Origin of the sequence: Nonomuraea sp. NPDC023979, assembly GCF_040639085.1 — a bacterium.
Lineage (GTDB): Bacteria > Actinomycetota > Actinomycetes > Streptosporangiales > Streptosporangiaceae > Nonomuraea > Nonomuraea ceibae.
On record NZ_JBEZZG010000021.1, the window covers coordinates 1 to 21,566 of the forward strand.

The window sequence follows — 21,566 nt, forward strand, 5'->3', positions numbered from 1 at the left end:
TTGAAGAGGTTGGAGTGGTGGCCGGTGATCTTGTCCCACGGGCCGTGCAGGTCGTAGCCCTGGATGGTGGCGTAGTCGAGGTTGCGGAAGATCTTCGGCACCTCGAGGCCGGCGTCGATGACGCGGGGGGCGGCGGGCAGGAACGCCGTCAGCTCAGGTGTGGGAGAGAGGGGCGAACTTCAGAAGCAGGTGACGGTAAACGCCGCGTTCACACCCTCGGGGATGAGCAAGTGGGCCCGGGCCGGCAGGTCGCAGCTGTAGTGCACGATCTCGATCGTGGCGTCGGTGAGGCCGGTGCCGATGGCGGCTTCCGCGCCGGGGCGGGCGGTAGCGATCACCCCGGCGCCGCGGGGGGCGGCCGGCTGTACGGCCGGCGCGCCGCCCCGGTCGGTGGCGCCGGCGATCCGTACTGTTTCGCCGCGGTCGTGGCGACGGCGTTGACGCTGTCCAGCGTCGCCGTGCTGGCCAGGACCCGCGTGTCCGCCTCCGCAACGGCCAGCCCTCGGGAGAACGGCGATGCGTAGCCGCGGCGGTGAGATGCTGGGCCATCGAGCCAGGCTTTAGGGAACGGCTTCATCACCACTCCGGACACCGGCCGCCCGACCGCGAAGCTCTTGGCTCGGTGGGCCGTCGAGTGGGCTGCATTCGTTCATAGTCGAAACAGGGCCAGCCCCGAGATAGGCTCCCGCAACTCGCCGCATGTAACCGTTGACGGATTTCCCGCGATCAAAGATGTGACTTGTGGGTGCTACCCGGCCATCACATAGTTGCGGTGGGATGTCGGCACACCAAGGGGGTACGCCTGAGTGAACGATCTCTCGATCGTGGGCGGGGCGGTGTTCGAGGAGTCGTTCGGAGATCGCGTGCGAGCGCTCCTGCGGGCCCGGCCGGTGGCCGACGCGGCGGACAACGCCGCACGGCAGATGTGGGGCGGATGCGAGTACGACGTCGTGACGCTTGCCTTGGCCGCCATCGATGCTGTGATCGCAAAGCAGGGATTCGATCAAGAGGTCACCTATGACGAAGCGGTTGCGGGGCTGGCCGTGCTGGCCGCCGCCGCTCATCCGGAACGTTCCATCGATGAACACGGCGCGGTGGCGCGGTATGTGGTGGACGCGCTGCTCAACCGCAAGGAACGCGAGGCGCCGTTCAGCTACCAGGTCTCGTTCTTCGGACGTGACAATGATGGCGCGGTCCGCCATCGGGTCGGGACGGCCGAGTTCCGGCTATTGACCGAGCATGAGGATCACCGTAGAGGCGTCAACGTCCTGCGGGCTTCAACGGACGCCATCAACGCCCTGGTGGGCGGGCTGGAGTTCGACGTCGAGGATGAGCAGGCTGCGATCGAGCTCATGCTCGCGCGGCAGCTCGAACGTGGCGCCTTCGGACAGGCGGAGAAGGCGGCCGAACGATCGCTGCTCCTGTCCATCCGCTATGCCGATGAGCTGCGGACGCTGCTGGCGGACACGGTGCGGGACATTCGGACCGTGCTCCCCCAATGGGTCAGGGAGGTGCCGGAACAGTTGGAGCGCAACCGTACACACCTGGAGGAACGGCTCGCGACAGAGTCCAGGTTGCTCGGCCATCTCCGAGGAGCCCTGGACGCGCCCGACACCGAACCGGAGGTCGCCAAGGCCTCGGCGCGCATCGCAGCACTGCTGGAGAAGTGCCGTCAACGGCACACGGAGCTCCACGGGAAGCTGGTCAACGCACGGACGATCTTTCTTGACGAGCAGGCCCGCCAATCGTTTCGGCCGGTCGGCGGGCTACGGAACCCCGACATCATGGACGGCCTGTTCCTCCCACTGCTCATCCTGCGTGCCGACGTGGCGGTGGAGCCTGCCGAGACCTTCGCCGTCCTGGTCTCAGGCGGCCAGGCGCCGAGGGTCGTGCGCGTCGCCGACCTGGTCGATGACCTCCTCGCGCCACGACGCGCGCCTTCACCGGAAGATTCGCCGGTTCCCGACGAGGAGCTCGGTGATCCCGATCCTCCCGCCATACCTCCGGAGGTGCTGGAGGCCGCCGCACGTCTGGTGGTCGAGGTCGGACTACCTGCGCGCCTGTCAGATCTCCTGCTTTCCGCCCGGGCGGCGGACCTGCCCGCGGAGGTCGAGCAGGTCATCGTTCTCGCCGCGCTGTGGAAGTACGCGCCCGAGACGGCGCAGGACGTGTCCACGGCGGTGGACACGGCTGCCCGTGTCCTCGGCCCCTCGGCGGCGGTCGACGCGGATGGCGCGCGGATCACCCTGCCCGGCTGGTCGGGCGACGATCTGATCGTCGCGCAGGACGAGGAGGCGCTCAGCCGGTGGACGGCGGCGGCGGACCGGGAGGCCTCATGACCCTCGGCCAACGCGATCTCGCCGATGTGGGTGTGCTCATCGGCTACGCCCTACGGCCGAAGATGCGGCCCGGAGCGGACAGCGACTATCGCGCACTGCTGAGCCGCTACCGCGCTGACGTGGAGTTCCGCAACGCCGTGGACAGCGTCCTCGACGGACTCGACGCTCAGGTGCTATCCGATTCGGATCTGGGACTTGTCCTCGGTGTGCGCCGCGAGTCGGTCTTCGCCTATCGCATCTCGGACCTGCCGAATGTCAGTGGTGTGACCGAACGATTGCTGGTGGGACTCGTCAGCGTCGCGATCGCCGCCTATACGTTCCCGACGCCGGCCGACTTCGATGACGACCGAGTTCGGTGGGTGTCGGTCGACGAGCTCGAACGCTTTCTCCGCGAGACATGCGAACGGTTCAAGCGCACACCCGAGCAGGCACAGGGATCGCTTGACGAGGCGTGGCGTACCTATGACCGTCTGTCGCCCGGCTACAAGGCGGACAGAGGAAAGGGCAAGGCACGCCGGTCCCCCGCGTCCTCTACCTACTGGATAGCGCACGTGCTCACCTGGATGGTCGACCAGGCGCTCGCCCGATCGGCGCCCTCACGCGGCCCTGAGGTCTTCCAACTGCTCGAACGCTTCCGGATCCAGGCCGCTGAACTCGCCGGCAACGCCGCATACGACATATTGGCCGCCATCAGACGTGGCGATCACGACCGGAGGGTGGCACCGTGACCTATCAGCTGTCTCGTCTGCGGCTGGCGAACGTCGGCGACAGGGCTGCCCGGTTCACAGATCTCACGCTGGACGTGTCGTCAGGCGCAGACGGTTCGAGTGAGCCCGTTGACTCAATCCTCTGGCTGCGTAACGGAGGCGGCAAGTCGAGTCTGCTCTCGCTCTTCTTCGCCCTGCTCCTGCCCTTGCGGAAAGACTTCATGGGCAGGTCCGTCAAGCGGTATCTGGAGGACTACGTCGCCTCCGGCGACACGAGCCACACAGTCGCTGAATGGATCGCGCAGTCCGATGACAGCTTGTTGCCCCCGCCGCGGCTCATCACCGGAGCCGTGTACGAATGGATCGACCGCCGCAGGCCCGTCGACCCCGATCGTGATCGTGAAAAGCTCCGGGGTTGGTACTACTCGTTCTTCGAGGTTCCTGGTGTGCTCGATCTCGATCACCTTCCCGTTCACGATGAAACGGGCCGCAGTCGGCCGATGGCCGAGTTCGTTCGCCTGTTGCGGGAGACTGCGGCGTCACGGCCGCAGCAGTTCTCGTTCGCGATCACCGATCAGCGCGGGGTGTGGACCGAAACACTCATTGCGCGAAATCTCGACCCGACCTTGTTCAGCTATCAGAAGGAGATGAACCACTCAGAGGGCGGGGTCGCCGAGCTGTTCAATTTCCCCTCCACGGATAAGTTCATCGACTTCCTGATCGATTTGACCGTGGACAGCGCTCAACCGGAGCTCGTCGCGGCCAATCTGCGGAAAGTCATCGACGTCCTTGGTCGGAAACCAGATCTGCTTGTGGATCGCGACTTCTGCGCTGAGATGTCAGGCAGACTTGACACGCTGGCCGAAAGACACGATCTCGCCAACGAAGCGGGCCGAGAAGCAGGTGAGGCGAAGCAGGCGGCCGCACTGCTGGCAGCCGCGTTTCAAAGCGCGGCTTCGGCGCAGGAAACCGACAGAGAATGGTTCGCCGGGGAGGCGCAGCGGCTTCGCGGCGAGGCGCATAGGCTGGACAGCGAACGCGGCCGACTCAATGACGTCGCGAATGAATTGCTCAGGATCGCGGCTACATATCGGCTCGCTGCGATGACCAAGGCAGCCGATGAGGCGAAGTCGGCAGCCACGGCCACAAGGGATGACGACCTGGCCTGGGAAGCGGTCGGCCCCCTGGCCGAGCGGGCGGAGGCAGAGGATCAAGCACGGTCGGTGCGCCAGCAGATGACCGAGGCGGAGCGAACGACCGCTCCGCTGCGCGAGGCACGGGATGACGCCGCAGCCGTTCTCAAGGCCCGCTACGCCGCTCTCGCGGCTGATGAACGCACCGCTGAGGAGCAGAAGATCTCAGCGGCGGAGACCGCGAGATCCAATGCCGCGACCGAAGAGGAGTGCGTGCGCGCCAATCGGGAGCTCTCAGCCAAGGCGGAGGAACGCGCGGACAACCTCCGCCTGCAGACGGCAAGTATCGAAGAAGCAATCGAAACCGCAGCCAACCAGGGTGACCTTTCCGATCGAGAAGCGGTTCCCGCTGAGGTCCTCGGCGACTCATGGGCAGCCAAGAATGAGGCGGACCAACTGCTGGATGGGGTACGCGCACGGCGCGCTGACCGGCCGGCGCGGCGCACATCACTGAGTGAGCAGCGGAGGGCCCTGGCGACTGAGCGGGCCGCCAGGAACGCAGAACGGGATCAACTCGTCTCCGACCATGAGAAGCTCTCCGCTCGCGTCAACATGCTCGCCACCAACGCCAGGTTCGCCGAACTCATGGAGCTCAGCGAGGATGGGCGGCTCGACCTGTGGGCCGAAGCGGCCAACCTTCGTGCCGCGCTGACACATGCGATCTCGACAGCCGAATCGGTCATCGTGGAAACCCGTGTCGATGCGGCCGACGACGATCGTGCGCTGGACGGGTTGCGCACCGACGCGTTCCTCCCGACCACGCGTGATGCCCAGCGTGTTGCTGAGGCGATCGCCGGCGAAGTGACGGCGCGGCCGGGGTGGGAGCTGCTGCGCGACCTGGTGACCGAGCCCGCACGCGCCGTCGCGTTGCGGAACTCCACCGTTGCGGAACTCGCCGCAGGCGTGGTCGTCGCGGACGCCGACCTCGGCAACGCCCTCCTCGCTCTGGAAAAGCAGAGCTGCCGGTCGATCGCTCACGTCACTGTGTGCTCCGCGACGCAGATGCAGCAGGCGTTGAGTTCGACCGCCCCTGAATGGTCGGCGGTTCCCAGCGACCCGGCGTTGTACGATCCGGCCGCAGCGGAGCACGCGCGGGTAGAACGTGAACAGCGGCGCCATGAGCAGGAACAGCGGATCGCCGAACTTCACCAGCAGACGCAGGCGGACCGAACGCTGCTGGAGGTGCTCGAAGCCCTGCTGCGCGACTGCCCAACCGGTTACCTGCACACCTTGGAGATCAAGGCTGAGGAATGCCGGCAGGCCATCGACATGATTGACGACACCGACGCGACACTTGGTTCTCAGATCGACGAGCTCGAAGCCGATGACCTCACGGATGCGGCCACGGAGGAATGGCTGTCCGGCAAGCTCACCCTTCTCGCGGGCAGAATCGAGCGCCTGACAGCCCTCGTCGCCAAGGTTTCAACACTGCCGGAACTCGAGCGAGAAATCGAACAACGAGACCGGGACGTCCGGGCGTACACGCGGGTCGCCGACGAAGCCACTACTCGCGCGAACGAGTGGCGCAAGACCGAGCGCACCGCCGAGCGAGAAGCCGCCGAGCACAGATCCAACAAGGAACGATACGAACGCGAAGGCCGCGCGATCTCCATGCTCGATGCGGACCGCCAGGACGTGGCCAACCCGGTGGGCGACCCCCTGTCCATATTGACGAGCCGTTTCAAGGATCTCGACGCGCAATGGCGTACGGTGGCGGCGCAATCCGTGCTCGCAGAACGGCTCGCGGGGCTCATCGAGCGCGCCGAGCGCGCCGAACAGGCGCTCGCGGGATATGCGGAGGCCATCCGCGAACGTGCGGCGTCGTTGCTCGAAACCGGCAATGGGCAGGACCCTGAACGGCGTGCCATCGCGCGACGCCGATCCCGGGAGAAGGCCGACCAGGCCCAGCAGGGGTTGAGCCGTGCCAATCTCCAGCTCGAACAGGCGCGCAAAGAGGTCACTGAGCGGACGCCGCGCGACAGGCTGCGGCACGCCCAACTCGACGTCGAGCCCGCAGGCGAAGTCGAGGCGCGGGAGCTCGCCGCGCGACAGGCGGCGACTGCGACCGAACTGAGTGGACAGGTGACGGCCCTGAACAGGGAGGCCGACGACGCAGCCTCAGCCGCGAGCGAGGCGGACACCGCGGCGCAGGTGCTCGCACAGCGTGCACATCGTCTCACCGACGCTGCCGCGCCGGCCGACGTGGTGGACGGAGTGGCAGCGTTCGACGGCGACGATGCGCGGGCCGAGGCGGAGACACAGGCGGTACTCGGTCGTCTGGCCTCTACAGCGGAGATCGTAACCGTAGCGAGGATCAAGACGAACGAAGCCATCGACGCTGTGCGCAGGCTGGCGTCGGAGGGCAGGTTCTCCGGGATCCCCGATGCGATCAGAGAACGATTCGCCAGTGACGATCCTGTAACGCTCGGCGAGCGTGCCGCCGCCCGCGCCGAAGAGATGCGGGCGCGCCGCACCACCATAGACGGCCAGCTCTCCGACATCGGACGCGACCAGCGGCTCGTCGTGGTGGAGATCGCTGCACTAGTTCAGGACGTGCTCGCGAACCTGGAGTCCGCAAACCGGCACTCTAAACTGCCCGGAACCCTGGGCGGATGGGCCGATCAGCACTTCCTCCGAATCCGGTTCGCCCGCCCCAGCAGCGAGGAGGACCTGCATGCACGCATTGACGCAGTCGTCGACCGGATCGTGGTTGAAAAGTCGAAACCCGAGGGTTTCGCGCTCCTCAAGCGATGTGTCCACGAAGCTGTGGCACCACGCGGGTTCACCGTCAAGGTACTCAAACCCAACAGCGATCTGGCGGTCGAACCGGTCGACGTGACCCGCCTCGGCAAGTTTTCCGGCGGCGAGAAGCTGACCGTGTGCGTCGCGCTCTACTGCACACTCGCCCGGCTGCGCGCCGTCAACCGGGGCAGGAGCAGGGCAGCGCTTGGCGGCACCCTCGTGCTGGACAATCCGCTGGGCACCGCGAGCCACGTGGCGCTCCTGAGACTGCAGCGTGAGGTGGCGACCGCTCATGGCGTGCAACTCGTCTACACCACCGGGGTAGAGGACCTCGGCGCTGTCGGCCAGTTCCCAAACGTGCTGCGAATGCGCAACGCGCCAGGGGCACTCCGTACGCGGAGATACGTTGTTCTGGAGGAACGCTTCGGATCTGCAGTGGAGGGCATCACCGCCGTCCGTCTGACACGTGATGAGACGACGGACGGCGCCGCGTCGTGAAGCTGAGCTCCCTGGCCCAACATCTCGCCGATCAGGTCGCGGCATCACCGCGACAGAAGATTGAGATCGAGACGCTGTACGACGCAGCGGTCGCATTCGATCGACGCCTGGCGACGGCGCCGACCGCGCGTGCCGAGATACGCGACGCGCTGAACGAGCTGGCCGTTACCGAGTCGGTGATATTCCCGAGCACCTCCCGGCATTTCGATACGCGAGACGCGCCTCCCATGCCGCTCTGGGTCCGCCGCCCTCCTCGTGAACGGGTCGTGCGCGAGGCGAGAGCGGTACGGGTCTGGCCGCCCGCGCTTGAATCCGCCGGACGGATCGCAACCAGGGACGACGAGCTCAGCGTGCTCGAGGCGGTGGCCGCCTTTCTTCGCGACGGAGGCGCGACGCGGCCGAGCGTGCCGATGAGAGAACGCTCCTTGGAACTGTTCGGCGATGAGAAACGGCTTGATGGGCTCGTGACGACCCGGCTTTTCGTCTCAGGGGCGCTGACGCTCGAACTGCTGCGTTGTCACCCGGTGCCCATCCCGTTCGTCTCGCAATGGGTTCCTGGGCGCCCTGACCCCCGTGGTACGGCACTGCTGATCGCGGAGAACCACCACACGTATACCTCGCTCCTGGAGGCCACTCGGCGCCACGCCGCCGCAGGTCCGGGACGGCATGTGGGCTACGGTACCGGTAACCAGTTCCCATCGGCGGTGTTGTCGGTACCGCTGCTGTCCCCGAGACCCAATCGGATCGTCTACTTCGGCGACGTGGATCTGCAAGGACTGCAGATCCCCGCAGCGGCCAGCGCCAGCGCCGTCCTTGCCGGCCTCCCCGCGGTTGTGCCGGCACTTCCGCTCTACGAACTGCTCTTCGCGGCAGGCCGCGAACGGCCTGCCGCGCCCGTACCAGCGGATTCGGCTGCGCGCGTGTCGGCGTGGCTGGGCCTGCTCGCCGGACGAGCCAGGAACGTGCTGGTCAGTGGCATCCGGCTTCCGCAGGAAGCGGTTGGATACGAGCTGTTGTCGACTTGCCCGGATGTGCTCTACAGGGTTTAGGAGTGTTCCGAGGATCTTGGTGGGTAGGTTGGTGTGAGGGTAAGGTGACTCGTCCGCCGTCTTGGCCTACCCCACGGTGCCGACCACCTTCTCGTCCCTGGAACTGCTTCGCCGAAAACCGGTAGTGGCATGGAGGTCGAAATCCTGGTGTTACGGCACCAGTTGACCGTATTGCAGCGGCAGGTGACCAAGCCCGCGTTCGCGCCAACTGAGCAGTTCCGTCGCGGCTTGAGCCTCCCCGTTCCCCGGACACGTGACCTGAGGTCATCCCTGATCGAGTGCGAGCCCTGGCTGGCGCGTCTGTCGTAGCACATCGTGGGGTGGAGGTGGGACAGATGGCAAACAAACTCGTGTGAAGGCAGCCGGCGCTGCGGCTGCGTGGATACGGAAACAGGACGTCAGCGAGGAGTGACGTGTCCGCGTCTGCCGGTAGATGATGATCACGGCAGCTGGTACTTCGCGGTGCAGTTGTGCGATCTGGACGGGCAGCGGCATCGCATCCACCAGGGCGGTTTCGCCGACCCCAAGGAGGCCCAAGCCGGAGGCCGCGCCCTGGCCGCGGCCGACCACGACGGTGCAACACCCTTGGACAGTGGCTGCGTGGTCCACCACGCCGCCCGAGAGACGGCCCGACTGGTGTTGACCGCTGCGTCCGTGCTGGGGCGGCTGACTCAGCTTCCCTTCATGTTTGCCCCATGCCGCCCAGGGCGTGGCTGGAGTTTCCGCTGGTGGAGAAGCGCGCCCTGCAGGATTCGAACCTGCGACCGTCGGATTAGAAGTGGAACGCTGTTTCTTCGCCAGACGGCATGCTGACCTGCCACTGATGTTCCTGTTTCAACCTGCAAGACAGCTAGCATTCCGCATATGTTCCGGATCTTATGATGTCGGTCTCCCGTCGACCTTGCCCAACCCGCGCTGCTCGGTGGATCGGAGCTGAGGAACGAAGTTTCGATCCGTCGATCGCCCCCGACCACGCACGGTGCTCGACCGCTTCGGGCGATCGTGAGAGCGGTATCTGCACGATAGTGGAGCTGACCTTACGGCAGGGCGCTGGCCTCGCCCTGCGGCCCATCTGGATTGACGCGACCAAATGGTCGCATTGGATCCGACGAGGAGGTTACTTGCCTCCACTTACTAGACAGATAGTCGCCTGCCGGATCTCCGCATCTGTGAGAACCTAACAGATGTGACTCCCACGGTTCGATACGTCCCTCGCAACGACGCGTGGTCGTTCGGTGATGAACGGCGGTCGTTCGACGGCGCCGACTCTCTCGTTATTAAGCGCGCTGATCTATATGTAGCTACGGCTACTGACCTTGTTCGCGCTCTTCGGAGGGCGCGACAGAACGACGCCTGTCCGGTTGATGTAGTTATCGACCTCGCTCCCGACGATGAATACTCGCCGAAGGAATCCGTCGTTGACCCCACCTCTTTCACTCTGCTTAGTAATGGCAGTCTCGCGATTCGCTGCACCTTTTCTACTGACGTCTACGCGGACGATGATGAAGAAGTACATGAAATAGTCGCGCCACTCATTGAACCGCTACTGCGACGCCTGAGAGCTAAATTGGTTGCCGTTCGAGCGGACAGCTACCGCTCTACCGCCCCTTACTATCACGATATTCTCATTACAGCCGCCACGCGCGATAAAACCCTGAATCAGCTATACGATATCGGGGTTAGCATCAATGCCCTACTGGAAGCCTCTTGCGCCAGACAGGTAAGTCGTAAAACCGTTGCAGATCTTGTTCTAGGAGGACGGCCTGACCTTCTCATTGGCCTTTCGGAAGGTCCATGGCTTGATGTTAAGGCTTGCCATTACGACCTATCAGTAGATCGGGGCAGGATATCGCTAGCCGAAGCCGTGAGCCGGTTTGCTAACGCAGAGGAAGGCGGCGTCGTAGTCGTTGGCATGGATACGAAGCGAATTCCTGGCGGCGAGGTGATCAAGTCCGTTAGGCCAGTTCCTGTTGACACGGCTACTATCCGCCGCTATCGGCAGGCTATAGAGAGTCGAATCTTCCCGTTTCCTGCAGCGCTCAAAATTGAGCCCGTCGAAACTACTCCTGGTCATGGCCTGGTTGTCATTTCTGTTCCAGCACAAGAAGAGGAACTGAAGCCTTTCCTTGTTCACGGAGCCATCGTTGATGGCCGCGTGGAGGGCGCATACATCAGTATTGTGAGGCGCAGTGGCGAAGACTCCATCCCAATTACGGCCCAGCAGATCCACAGCACTCTAGCCGCAGGTCGTGCCCTTTTGCGTAGAGGTCAGATTCCATCGATCGAGGGACAGTAGATTGGGCCGAATAGGGAGGCGTGTTGAGTGGGTACACCTGAAGCGCCATCGCTAATAATCACGACTACCAGGTAACCGCCTGACTAGCTTGATGGGTTCTCCCTAATTCGTCATCCCACGTAAAAGTGAGAACGTCCTGGCTAGTGGCCCCAAAGGTGCGAGTAACGGCGAAGCTGACCTCTGTGCCCGGCGGTAGAGCGATTATAGGAAGGTATGGCGGAGTCTCGGTCTCAATCGGCCCCCAGGGTGGATCGTCGGGGCCGGGCGGTGCTTCATATAGAAGCGGGCACGCTAGAGCAGAAATTGTGATGTTGAAGGCGGTGGATCCACCCCTGTTTGTTAAATGAATACGTCCTTGTGTGCTGGCGTACTGCTGGCTCACAGATGCCACTAAGGATGCAGGTTCGCTCGCTGCAATTAACCCGAACTCGCGTGCAAAATTTGCTCCACCCGCACAGAAGGCGGCACCTATTTCTCTTCGCGTCATGGGCTTGTTGTGCGTCCCGACTCGGTGAAGAACTCGCCCTCGCTTCGAGCTTAGGTGCGGAAGCCTGCTGCTCGGTGGTATAAGGATGACAAGGTAGCCAGCACCTGGGTCATTTTCTATCGGGATCGGAATCGGGTCGATCCTTATGGATTCATCTACGCCTTCGCGAGCGGCTTGGACGGCCTGCTGTTCAGCAGTTCGGAGTGCGAGGGGGTGTAGGGATGATGCGCGATCGTGTCGGTCCGTGCCCACTCCAATCACTAGCACGCCTCCACCGCTGTTTACCATCGCAACTAAGTCGTCAGCGAGATCTTCGGAGCTGCTAAGTTGACGCTTGAAGTCGAGGTGCCTCGTCTCTGGCGTGTGCTCGCTTACCAAGCGTTCAAGCCCTCGGAGAGATGTAAGGTCAGCTGGCACGCCGAAGCGATCGAGTAATTCCATGAACGTACGATAAGGCCTAGTTGTGGCTTGCTGGTGTGGCGCGGCCCGAGTGGCGGGTGCGCGCGAGAACGGCCCCCAGGCCGCACGCGCAGCGCGCGGCCCGCAAGCTCGGGCCGCGTGGCGGCGCGCAGCGCCGCCCTTGATACCTAAGAGAACAATTCGGCAGCGCACCGCGAGCTGTGCCAGCTCTTCTGAGCTGAGGACGGCCGGCGTCGTGCGGGCGTTGGCAGCCCTGGCCTATCTCTCGGGCCAGTCCTCGCGCTTGGAGACGTACGTGCCCTTCTGCGGCACGGTGAAGACCCAACCAAGCTCACGCATGTAGGCGATCGCCTGCCTGATCGTCCCTGGCGCTCTGTCGAATCGCTGCCCGAGCGTCTTCTCGCTGGGGATGAGGCGGTTCGGGGCGTAGACCCCTGCCTTGATCTCCTCGATGATCTCGTTGGCGATCTGCTGATAGACCGGGACCTTGCGAGGACTCTGGGGTGCGCTCCTCGGCCCGACGAAGGTGCCACGTCCTTGCTCGGTGTAGACGGCGCCCTCCTCCTTGAGGAGCTGGATCGCTCGACGGACCGTCTGTCGTGTCACACCGTAGGTCCTCACCATCTCTACCTCGGAGGGCACGGCAGAACCGGGCGCGAGATCGCCGGAAGCGACGCGCTGCCTGATCTGGTCTGCAATCTGCACATATAGGAGTACAGGCCCCTCACGGTCGAGCACGCTCGAACACTAAGCAAGCGCCTACCTGCACTATCAGTGCGCTACCCGTAGATGTAGGAGTGTGTACAAGTACTAAAGGAGGCTATACCTATAGAGGTATGCTTCTTGTGTGACTCGCCATGGAGATCGAGAGGGCCCTAACCTGCCGCGACACCGCCCGGCCGAAGACGCGCGCTCGGGTCAGTTGCTTGACCCGAGCTTGCGTGCGGCCTTCCGGCGCTTCTATGTCTGGCGCGACACCTCGGGCCTGTGGCATGCGAGACCAATGCCAAAGGTGACTGCGTTTGAGGGCTCCCGTTGTAGCGCTTCCGAACTGACGGCGGACTCTGTGATCTCGCTGGCCATTCTGTGCATTTGGCGCAGGAACCGCCGTGCAACCGTCGGCTATTTCTGATTGGAGTCGGCCAATGGGCAGGAAGGGTAGGGCGGCCAGGTTCGCGGCGATCAAACATGCGGCAGGCATCTCATGGGAGCCTTTCAACTCTTCAAAGGAGCCGTCCATCATCGAAGTCATTGCGTGCTGCAATACGTATGTATGGGCAATCGATAATGACACATACGTCGTCCTGCGGAAAACGAAAGACGGCCCGGAAATGGCAGCAAGAGGCGCATGGGAAGAGGCTCGCCCCGTCTGGGACATTCTAGTGCTGGCACATGAGCAACATCACGAGATACTGAGTCAGTACGGAGTGCCAAAGATGTCACATAGTGCTGAGACAACCTGGATACCATTCGTGCCGGCGGGCACAGTCCGAATCCGTGAGACATCCTGCTGCGGCATATACGAATGGGCGTCTCAGGGCGGACTCTTCTTCGTGCTCCAGCGTACCGCCGACGGCCTTCTAGAAACAGCCAGAGGACAATATAGGTTCGCACGCCAAAAATGGGATCACCTGCTGGAAGAACACCGCAAAACGCATCTGCCGATGGTTCGGAAGGTTGGCGCGCAGAAAAGAGGGAGAGTTAAGGATACGACGAGCGAGGCTGCCGAATGAACTCCCCTGGAGAAGACATCTCTCGTACGTCGAATGATTCTGCCGCCCTCGAACCGATCAAGCATGCATACGAGCAGATCAACGCGAGCCTCCAGGGAATGGCTGACCTCGATGCGGCGTACCATATTGCCACTTGTTTAGCGGATTGCATGCGAAAGCTCGCCGATGATGCTGCGCTGGCTCGGGCCAGGTGTGCTGCAAAGATTTCTGACGCCGAGAATCTCTCGCGAAGGAGGTTGGCGGACAAGCTGGGTATCTCGAAGGCACGCGCAGATCAGCTAATCAGGGCCGCCCGTCGCAGGGCCGCGTCCTAGCTGCATGCCCGAGGGCTTTGGCAGCCTTCGGCACGCTGACCTGCCTGGACGGAGCTCACACGTCAGCAACAAGATCGATGGACAGGTCAAGATAGGTGTCCACCACTCGTGCCCGCAGCCTGGTACTCCCTTGGCCACTAACCTCGTCGGCTAGTCGGGTAGCCCCGAGAGCGTCGCACCATTCTTCGAATCCTCTGCGGCGTTCGCCTGCATCACCTGTGTCACAGACCGCGACGAGGGCTGATGTTGATGGGCTGCTTGCGATAGTCCAGGTGAGTACTGGAAGGCCCTCATTCTCGGTACGTGAAAGAAGGTCCCGAAGTGCTTCCATGGCGCGCTGCTGGACATGTAGCTGATCCAGTTCGGCGCTTCTTGTCTGTTCCCGCTCCTGCACGAAACGCTCCCCGTTCTCGCCGATCGTTTCCATGTCATCGTGCATAGGTCTCCCCGACTAGCGCGCCTCCAGCCCTTCGGGAAGAGTGATCGGCTCTTGTCCGTGCTCGTGGTCGTACATACCGGCCAGCGCTGGGCGAAAGGCTGCTAGGTGATCCGGCCACCTCCCACACAAGGCCGTACGCGCGGCAGAGTCTGTTTGCAGTAGGAATTGCAGATGTCGCAAGCCATGCATGAGGACGTCGATATACCTCGGGATCGGTGCGTCCGTGGCCTCGACGGGAATCGGCTTTCCGACCGCATCGGGGAGGGCGGGACTGATCGGGGCAGCCTGCTCCCACTTATCGCGTACGAAAGCGCCGCATCCGAGTACGGCTACGTAAGTGAGAATGACGGCGGTTCCATCTGCGCGCCAGGATGTCGAGTGGAGGAGCTTTACGCCGTCTTCCGCGTCGTACTTCGCCAGGAGGCCGATTACGGCGCTGTGAGGATCGCTGTCCTGCTGTACTGGACCCGAGCGCCAGGCATCGGTGCCGCTGATGAGCCATAGGCCAACGTTGTCGGCCGAAACGGGCCAGACCTCAACGATCACCTCTGTCGGCTTGCTCATTATTAGCTTCCCTCCGCTGAATTTCCGCTTCGCCCACCGACATCTTTGGCAGTTTTCATCAGTTGGGCTGCGCGAGCTTTCGATACCCCGATGCGGTCAGCCAGGCCGGCCAACGACATCTGCTCATGCTCAAAAATGCGGGCTGCGGACAGGGCTCGTTGATCGCCTGAGGTCTCGACAAGCCGCCTGAGCGTCTCGACCAGTTCCGTCGCACCCGCATACGCCTGACTCGGGTCAGGCTCTGCATTGATCACTGCAAGCGCGGCATCGAAGGCGTGTTCGAGGGATGCAAGCGCGGTCTGAACCGCCTCGCTCACGTCTTCCTTCGCCATGGGGGCAGCGTACGCGCTCCGTTCAGAGGGGGCTATACCGCAACACGTGTAGCCCCCCCTTGACGGACGTGTAGGGCCCCCTGTACGTTCATTCGTGCAGCCCCCCCTACACGGGGCCCCGTCAGGGGAAACGGCTGCTGCGGCCAACGATGAGGGATTGGAGTGATCAATGGTGTTGGGTCTCGAAGATGCCAAACGCTCCCGTTTGATCATGACTATCCGCATCGTGGCCGAGTTGATGGACAACTGCGCGGATGGCCTGGCTTCCACGGTGCTGGCCACCACGGTGCTGCTGATAGTGATCATTGCGCTTCACGCCGTGGCGGACATCCTGGAGCACTGCCCAGACGCGTCTGCGGGCGCTTTTCAGAAGCACGTAACGGTGCTTGCGGAAGCACCGCGAGCTCAAACGTCAGACAGGTAAGAGAGGAGAGCCGTTATGGCTCTGCAAGGCCCCATTCCCGTTACCTTCGCCATGGTCTTCCCGCACGGCTGCTACGTCGTGGGCGAGGTCGAGCCCGTCAAGGACTTCGACGCCTCGTCCAGCGGCCGGTTCGTGCAGGCCCGCGACAAGCAGACCGGAGAGCTGGTCTGGCAGGTCGCGGTCATGGACGGTGACCCGACCCTCAAGCCCGCGCAGAAGACGGTCGCGGTCAAGATCCTGGCGCCGGTTCAACCGGTCCCGCCTCAGCCGATGCCGGGCCTGCCGTTCACCCCGGTCGCCTTCGACGGCATCACGGTTACGCCGTACGTCAACGCCACGGGCCGTCTCGCGTACTCGATCAAGGTCCGTGAGATGCACGCACTCACCCAGCCCGCGCAGGCAGCGGGCAAGGCTTCGGCCGGAAAGGACGCCGCCTAGATGACTCGTCGCCGTACCCCGCGAAACAGCGTGATCCGGTTGACCACCGGGCATGCCGCTCGCACGCTCAACCACCCGTTCCCGCGCCGTCAGCCCGTCCTGGCGCTCGACTTCGGCGCGACCTCCGTCCTGGTCACCACGGATGGACCCGTGACGGCGGAGGACCTGGAGTTCGCACGCCAGCTCGCTCGCGAGGCCCACCGCTTTGCCCGATCCCTGGAGCGCAGCTTCTACGGACTGCCCGATGGCAAGGGGGTGGCGGCGTGACTCTCGGCTCGTACACCTACGTCACCTTGTTCATACGACCGGAGTCCACGCCTCAGGTCCACGTCTCCTTCTACACGCCGCGCCTGACGGTCTGCGCCGGGCTGCTGCTCAACGAGCCGCAACCGTACCTGAAGTTCAGCTCCCCGGAGGCGAACGTGCACATCTCCACCACCGGAGCCGGCCCGGTCACCGACGCCGACCTGGCCACCGCCCGCGAGATCTTCACCGCCGCTGCCCGCTACCTGGCCGACTGCGAGCAGTTGCACGCCGAACAGGCCGACAAGGACGCCACCGACCCGGCGACCTGACATGAGGCGGGGCCGCTGGAAGCGGCAACTTCCGGCGGCCCCTCGGTTCTCCCCTGACTCCACATCACGAGAGGTTCCCAGCTTATGTTCAAGCGGCTGCCTGGCGACGAGGCGCGCAACCTCGTCTCCACCACGCCCGACACGGCCGTTGTCTTCCGCCCGGCCGTCGTCACCACTCCCGCCATCCTCACCATCATCATCCTCGCCTGGCGTCTGCTCGCCGGGCTCGTCCGTACGATCTGCCGCCACCCCATCGCCACCGCCGTCCCGGCTGTCCTCGGCGCTACCTGGTACGTCTACGGCTGGCCCATGGCGGCGTCCCTGCTCGGCACAGTCGCCCTGGCCCTGGCCTCATGGGGGTACATCGACCGGCCGTCCTTCGCCCTCCTGGTCGGCTACCGGCTACTGGCCTGGTGGCGCCTCGTCTGGATCTACCGGCGGCACTGGCAGCCCGTCATGGTCGTCTCAGGTCTCGGCCGTCACCTTCGGGGCCGTGACTACCTGCCTCGGCTGTGCAAGGTCACGTGTTCATCGTGGGCCGACCTGGTCACCGTGCGCATGCTCAAGGGCCAGGCGGTCAAGGACTGGACCGACCGTAGCGATCACCTGGCCCAGGGGTTCGGCGCGAAGTCGTGCCGAGTCGCTCTGTCTCAGGCCGGTCGGCTGACACTGACCTTCCCACGTAAGGACCCACTCGCCTCGCCTCTACCAGCCCTTCCCCTGCGAGAAGAACCGACCGTGGGACCGGTCGAGATCGGCAGACGGGAAGACGGGCGACCGTGGCGGTTGAAGGTGCATGGCACCCATGTCCTCGTCGCTGGCGCGACCGGGGCCGGCAAGGGGTCGATCATCTGGTCTGTCATCCGCGCCCTGCTCCCCGCCGCCAGAGCGGGCCTGGTCGAGTTGTGGGCTCTGGACCCCAAGCTGATGGAGCTCTCCTACGGACGCGCTCTCTTCGGCTCCAGGTACGCGGCCAGTCCGGAAGAGTGCGCCGACCTGCTGGACGAGGCCGTGAGCGTCATGCAGAAGCGGGCCACCCGGTTCGCCGGTCTCCAGCGCTCTCACACCCCCACCGTCGATGACCCGTTCGTTCTGGTCGTGGTCGACGAGGTGGCGTTCCTGACCGCCTACCAGTCCGACCGGCAACTGCGGCAACGCATCTCCGCCGCGCTGGCCACGCTCACCACTCAAGGTCGCGCGGTCGGCGTCGGCGTCCTGGCCGCGCTCCAGGACCCACGCAAAGAGGTCATGAACATCCGCAACCTGTTCCCCGACAAGATCGCCCTGCGGCTGGACGAGTCGGAACAGGTGGACATGGTCCTCGGCGACGGCGCACGCGACCAGGGCGCCCTCGCTGACCACATCTCACCCGTTCCGGAGCTGGGCGCGGGCGTCGGCTACGTCCGCTTGGAAGCCAGCCCCGAACCCGTCCGGGTCCGCGCCACCTACGTCTCCGATCACGACATCTGCTCCATGGTCGCCGCCGCCGACGAAGGGAGGGCCGCATGACCCATGTGCACGACCGCGCTCTACCTCGGGCCGTCCGCCAGGCCATGCCGATGGCCCGTGACGTACTCGAAGAGGTCGCCAAGCTTCACGGGGTCTGCATCAGGCCCGTCCCGCTGCGGCGACTCGACATGGTCACCGGCAAGTCCGAGATCATTGACGTTCCGTGTGGGGCCGTCCTCGACAGCAAGTGCCCGCCGTGCGCCAAGCGCAACCGGCAGCTCCGCATGGCGCAATGCCGCGAGGGTTGGCACCTCGGCACCGAACCGGCCATCACGCCGGATGAGCCGAACGAGGAACAGCGCTGGTTGGTCGAGTTCCGCGCTGACATGCAGGCCAAGCGTGATACCGCTGAGCAGGCCGGCGACGACACGACCGACCTGGACGCCGTCCTGTCCGGCCTCGATGTCGAGATCAACGCCGCTGGCGTGCGGGGCAGCGTCACCGGATCCGCGGTGCCCAAGCGCTCCCGCTCGACCCGGCGTCGGCAGGATGCTCCGGATCTGCCCAAGCGGAAGATGACCAACACCACTCTTGGGCGCACCTTCACCAGCACGGACGGCAAGACCTACCGGCCGTCGCTGTTCGTCACGCTCACCCTGCCCAGCTACGGCAAGATCCGCGACGGCGTCCCAACCGATCCCGACACCTACGACTACCGGCGCGCCGCGCGGGACGCGCTGCACTTCTCCAAGCTCGTAGACCGCTTCGTGCAGAACCTTCGCCGGGTCGCGGGCTATGACGTGCAGTACTTCGCGGCTGTCGAGCCTCAGAAGCGACTCGCTCCGCACCTGCACATGGCCATCCGGGGCACCCTGCCGCGCACGGAGATCAAGCAGATCGTGGCGGCCACCTATCACCAGGTGTGGTGGCCTCAAGCCGACGAAGCGCGTTTCGACGGTGATCAACTACCGGTGTGGGACGAGGAGGCCGGCTATCTCGACCCGATCACCGGTGAGGTCCTGGCCACCTGGGACGAGGCACTCGACTCCCTCGACGAGGACGCCGAGCCGCTCCACGTGATCCGCTTCGGCGATCAGGTGGACGTACAAGGTGTTCTTGCCGGTACGCCGGACGCTGACCAGTGCATCCGGTATCTGTCCAAGTACCTGACCAAGTCCATCGGCGACGCCCTCGACGACGGCCAGGCCCAACGCGAGCACGCCGCCCGCATGGTCGACGCCCTCCGCTACGAACCTTGCTCGCCCACCTGCCCGAACTGGCTCCGCTACGGCGTCCAGCCCAAGAACGCCAAGCCCGGCATGCAGCCCGGCCGGTGCCGGTCCAAGGCGCACAAGCCCGAACACCTCGGCTACGGCGGGCGCCGCGTCCTGGTCTCCCGCAAGTGGTCCAACAAGACCCTCGCCGAACACCGGCAGGACCGCCGCACCTGGGTCCTGGAAGCCCTCGGCCAGGCCAACGAACCGACCGACCCGCACCGCTACATCTGGCGTCCCCTCCCAGCCGGAGACGCCAACGTGCCTCCCCTCGCCGTGCGCCTCTTGCGCACCGTGGCCGAACGCCAACGCTGGCGAGCCCACCTCAGGGAGCTGGAAGCGAGAGCAGCCGGACAAGATCCTTCGGCAACCGAGGACATGGGGAGGGCCGCGTGAGCAGACGAGATGAGCTGCTGACCGTCGCCCAGGTCCTCGACGAACTCGGCGGCGTCTCCCGCCGCACCTTCTACCGCTGGCGCGAGATCGGCAAGGCACCGAACGGCATCCGCCTGCCCAACGGCGAACTCCGCATCTACCGCAGCGACCTCGAAGCCTGGCTCGAATCCCTCAGGAGCGCCGCATGACCACCTCCTACAAGGTCAAATTCTGGGACATCCGTACCAACACCAGAGCAGACAAGCCCGGCAAGAAGCCCCGGATCGTCTCCCACACCGTGCGGTGGACGGTCGGCAGCCGCGAGAAGTCGCAGACCTTCAAGACCAAGGGCCTGGCCGAGAGCTTTCTGTCCGATCTGCGGCAGGCGGCCAAGAAGGGCGAAGCCTTCGATCTGGATAGCGGTCTTCCCGCTTCGATGGCGAAGGCCAAGAATGCGCGGACCTGGTACGCCTTCGCCGTCGCGTACGTCCGTGCGTGGTGGCCTCATGCGGCGGCGAAGTCCCGAGAGGGCATGACCGACACGCTGGCCACCGTTACCCGCGTCTTGGCCGGCGACGCGCCCGGCCGTCCATCCGACGAGATCATCCGGCGGGCACTGCGCGAGTACTCCTTCCTGCCCGACGAGCGCAGGCAAGAGCCGACACCGGAGATCGTTCGCGCTGTCCGCTGGCTGGAAGGTGCTTCGCTTCCGCTGAGCGCTCTGGAAGAGACCAAGCACGCCCGTGCGGCGTTGGAAGCCCTGGCGCTGTGCCTGGACGGCAAGCCTGCGGCGACCTCGACCTACCGCCGCAAGCGGGCCGTCTTCCATCACGCGCTCGAATACGCCGTGGAGCTGGAAGAGCTTTCGGCAAATCCGCTGCACAAGGTCAAGTTCCGCAAGGCCAAGGTGAGCGGCGAGGTCGATCGGCGCTCGGTGGTCAGCCCCAGCCAGGCGCGTGAACTGCTCACCGCAGTGACCTACGTGGGGAGGTCGCGCGGGCCGATGCTGGCCGCCATGTTCGCCTGCATGTACTTCGGCGGTCTTCGTCCGGCGGAGGCGGCGGGACTGAGGCAGAAGGACTGCCGACTCCCAGAGAGGGGCTGGGGGCTGCTGACCCTGGAGAAGACCAGGCCACAGAGCAACAGCCGGTACACCGACTCTGGACAGGCTTACGAGGAGCGCGGACTGAAGCACCGGGACGCGAAGGACACGCGCACCGTGCCCATCCCGCCCGAACTGGTGGCCATCCTGCGGGCTCACATCGCGGCGTTCGGAGTCGGCGAGGACGGCCGGCTCTTCCGTACTCGCACGGGTGGTGTGATCTCCGGTTCGGCTTACGCGAAGGTATGGCAGGAGGCTCGGACGTACGCCTTCACCCCCGACCACGTTGCCTCTCCTCTGGCGGGCCGACCGTACGATCTCCGGCACGCGGCCGTGTCACTCTGGCTCAACGCGGGCGTGCACGCCCCGGAAGCGGCTGAGAGAGCGGGACACGGCGTGGACGTGATGCTCCGCGTCTACGCCAAGTGCATCGACGGCCAACAGGAGATCGCCAACCGGCGCATCTTGGAAGCACTCGCGGCGTGACGCAGGAGCTACGGCAGGACCCCGGGACACCTCGGGGTCCTTTCGCCGTTCCGGGCACCCAAACAGCCGCTCCGACCTGGGGAAACGTGGCGGCGAGCATTCCGCGTATGTTCCGCGAGCAGTGGCACAGGGCTGCTTTCGGCGGCCTCCCGCTGCGTACGGCGCAACTGGGTCGATCATGCAAAAGACCAGCTCAGACGGTGTTTGAGCTGGTCTCGGAAGCGCGCCCTGCAGGATTCGAACCTGCGACCGTCGGATTAGAAGTCCGGTGCTCTATCCAGCTGAGCTAAGGGCGCTCCTGCCTTATTGTGCATGATCCGGCGACTTGTC

The 21,566-nt window shown here is 64.6% G+C and carries 21 protein-coding genes and 1 tRNA gene; 14 read left to right on the forward strand and 8 right to left on the reverse strand.

Annotation, left to right across the window (positions count from 1 at the left end; translation table 11 throughout):
- On the reverse strand, nucleotides 1-152 hold a 152-nt coding region (locus AB0G11_RS30425; protein WP_357590206.1), incomplete at its 3' end, for a glycosyl hydrolase family 18 protein.
- A 27-nt stretch (nucleotides 153-179) separates the two neighbouring features.
- A complete protein-coding gene (locus AB0G11_RS30430; RefSeq protein WP_357590034.1) occupies nucleotides 180-338 on the reverse strand; it encodes a hypothetical protein in 159 nt (52 codons plus the stop codon).
- 468 nt (nucleotides 339-806) lie between these two features.
- On the opposite strand from AB0G11_RS30430, the gene AB0G11_RS30435 reads away from it, so the two are divergent.
- From AB0G11_RS30435 to AB0G11_RS30455, 5 genes are all read left to right on the forward strand, one after another.
- A complete protein-coding gene (locus tag AB0G11_RS30435; protein ID WP_357590036.1) occupies nucleotides 807-2,339 on the forward strand; it encodes a hypothetical protein in 1,533 nt (510 codons plus the stop codon).
- Complete coding sequence (locus AB0G11_RS30440) at nucleotides 2,336-3,067, forward strand: hypothetical protein (protein ID WP_357590038.1); 732 nt, start codon at nucleotides 2,336-2,338, stop codon at nucleotides 3,065-3,067. The genes AB0G11_RS30435 and AB0G11_RS30440 overlap by 4 nt, the downstream gene beginning before the upstream one ends.
- A complete protein-coding gene (locus AB0G11_RS30445) occupies nucleotides 3,064-7,479 on the forward strand; it encodes a hypothetical protein (protein WP_357590040.1) in 4,416 nt (1,471 codons plus the stop codon). Before AB0G11_RS30440 ends, AB0G11_RS30445 begins: the two co-directional genes overlap by 4 nt.
- Nucleotides 7,476-8,528 carry a hypothetical protein gene (locus AB0G11_RS30450; RefSeq protein ID WP_357590042.1) on the forward strand — a complete coding sequence of 351 codons (1,053 nt, stop codon included), beginning with the start codon at nucleotides 7,476-7,478 and terminating at the stop codon, nucleotides 8,526-8,528. The genes AB0G11_RS30445 and AB0G11_RS30450 overlap by 4 nt, the downstream gene beginning before the upstream one ends.
- Nucleotides 8,529-9,714: 1,186 nt before the next feature.
- A complete protein-coding gene (locus AB0G11_RS30455) occupies nucleotides 9,715-10,824 on the forward strand; it encodes a hypothetical protein (protein ID WP_357590044.1) in 1,110 nt (369 codons plus the stop codon).
- 64 nt (nucleotides 10,825-10,888) lie between these two features.
- Here AB0G11_RS30455 and AB0G11_RS30460 read toward each other — a convergent pair whose 3' ends face one another.
- The gene (locus tag AB0G11_RS30460) at nucleotides 10,889-11,752 is read right to left on the reverse strand and encodes an RNA-binding domain-containing protein (protein WP_357590046.1); all 864 of its coding nucleotides are present in this window, start codon (nucleotides 11,750-11,752) and stop codon (nucleotides 10,889-10,891) included.
- Nucleotides 11,753-11,989: 237 nt separating this feature from the next.
- The gene (locus tag AB0G11_RS30465; protein ID WP_357590048.1) at nucleotides 11,990-12,469 is read right to left on the reverse strand and encodes a GntR family transcriptional regulator; all 480 of its coding nucleotides are present in this window, start codon (nucleotides 12,467-12,469) and stop codon (nucleotides 11,990-11,992) included.
- Nucleotides 12,470-12,876: 407 nt separating this feature from the next.
- Between AB0G11_RS30465 and AB0G11_RS30470 the strand changes: the two genes are divergently transcribed.
- Nucleotides 12,877-13,464 (forward strand): hypothetical protein, encoded by a 588-nt coding sequence (locus tag AB0G11_RS30470; protein ID WP_357590050.1) that lies wholly within the window; start codon nucleotides 12,877-12,879, stop codon nucleotides 13,462-13,464.
- 369 nt (nucleotides 13,465-13,833) lie between these two features.
- On the opposite strand, the gene AB0G11_RS30475 is transcribed toward AB0G11_RS30470, so the two are convergent.
- From AB0G11_RS30475 to AB0G11_RS30485, 3 genes are read right to left on the reverse strand one after another with little or no spacing between them, the layout of a single operon-like run.
- On the reverse strand, nucleotides 13,834-14,205 hold the full coding sequence (locus tag AB0G11_RS30475; protein WP_357590051.1) for a hypothetical protein: 372 nt from the start codon (nucleotides 14,203-14,205) through the stop codon (nucleotides 13,834-13,836).
- 24 nt (nucleotides 14,206-14,229) lie between these two features.
- A complete protein-coding gene (locus AB0G11_RS30480; RefSeq protein ID WP_357590053.1) occupies nucleotides 14,230-14,781 on the reverse strand; it encodes a hypothetical protein in 552 nt (183 codons plus the stop codon).
- A 2-nt stretch (nucleotides 14,782-14,783) separates the two neighbouring features.
- On the reverse strand, nucleotides 14,784-15,113 hold the full coding sequence (locus AB0G11_RS30485) for a hypothetical protein (RefSeq protein ID WP_357590055.1): 330 nt from the start codon (nucleotides 15,111-15,113) through the stop codon (nucleotides 14,784-14,786).
- Between the two features lie 169 nt (nucleotides 15,114-15,282).
- On the opposite strand from AB0G11_RS30485, the gene AB0G11_RS30490 reads away from it, so the two are divergent.
- The 8 genes from AB0G11_RS30490 to AB0G11_RS30525 all read left to right on the forward strand — a co-directional run bounded on the left by AB0G11_RS30490 (nucleotide 15,283) and on the right by AB0G11_RS30525 (nucleotide 21,236).
- Complete coding sequence (locus AB0G11_RS30490; protein WP_357590057.1) at nucleotides 15,283-15,537, forward strand: hypothetical protein; 255 nt, start codon at nucleotides 15,283-15,285, stop codon at nucleotides 15,535-15,537.
- Nucleotides 15,538-15,552: 15 nt separating this feature from the next.
- A complete protein-coding gene (locus tag AB0G11_RS30495) occupies nucleotides 15,553-15,975 on the forward strand; it encodes a plasmid replication, integration and excision activator (RefSeq protein WP_357590059.1) in 423 nt (140 codons plus the stop codon).
- A 39-nt stretch (nucleotides 15,976-16,014) separates the two neighbouring features.
- Nucleotides 16,015-16,242: a hypothetical protein gene (locus AB0G11_RS30500; protein ID WP_357590060.1), complete on the forward strand. Its 228-nt coding sequence runs from the start codon at nucleotides 16,015-16,017 to the stop codon at nucleotides 16,240-16,242.
- Nucleotides 16,239-16,550, forward strand: coding sequence for a hypothetical protein (locus tag AB0G11_RS30505; RefSeq protein WP_357590062.1), 312 nt, complete (start codon nucleotides 16,239-16,241; stop codon nucleotides 16,548-16,550). The genes AB0G11_RS30500 and AB0G11_RS30505 overlap by 4 nt, the downstream gene beginning before the upstream one ends.
- 84 nt (nucleotides 16,551-16,634) lie before the next feature.
- On the forward strand, nucleotides 16,635-18,059 hold the full coding sequence (locus tag AB0G11_RS30510) for an FtsK/SpoIIIE domain-containing protein (RefSeq protein ID WP_357590064.1): 1,425 nt from the start codon (nucleotides 16,635-16,637) through the stop codon (nucleotides 18,057-18,059).
- Nucleotides 18,056-19,669, forward strand: a complete 1,614-nt coding sequence (locus tag AB0G11_RS30515) for a replication initiator (protein WP_357590066.1) — start codon at nucleotides 18,056-18,058, stop codon at nucleotides 19,667-19,669. Before AB0G11_RS30510 ends, AB0G11_RS30515 begins: the two co-directional genes overlap by 4 nt.
- Entirely contained in the window at nucleotides 19,666-19,857 is a 192-nt protein-coding gene (locus tag AB0G11_RS30520; protein ID WP_357590068.1) for a helix-turn-helix domain-containing protein, read from the forward strand. Before AB0G11_RS30515 ends, AB0G11_RS30520 begins: the two co-directional genes overlap by 4 nt.
- A complete protein-coding gene (locus AB0G11_RS30525) occupies nucleotides 19,854-21,236 on the forward strand; it encodes a tyrosine-type recombinase/integrase (protein WP_357590070.1) in 1,383 nt (460 codons plus the stop codon). The genes AB0G11_RS30520 and AB0G11_RS30525 overlap by 4 nt, the downstream gene beginning before the upstream one ends.
- A gap of 222 nt (nucleotides 21,237-21,458) precedes the next feature.
- On the opposite strand, the gene AB0G11_RS30530 is transcribed toward AB0G11_RS30525, so the two are convergent.
- Nucleotides 21,459-21,532 (reverse strand) — tRNA-Arg (locus tag AB0G11_RS30530).
- Between the last annotated feature and the right edge of the window lie 34 nt (nucleotides 21,533-21,566).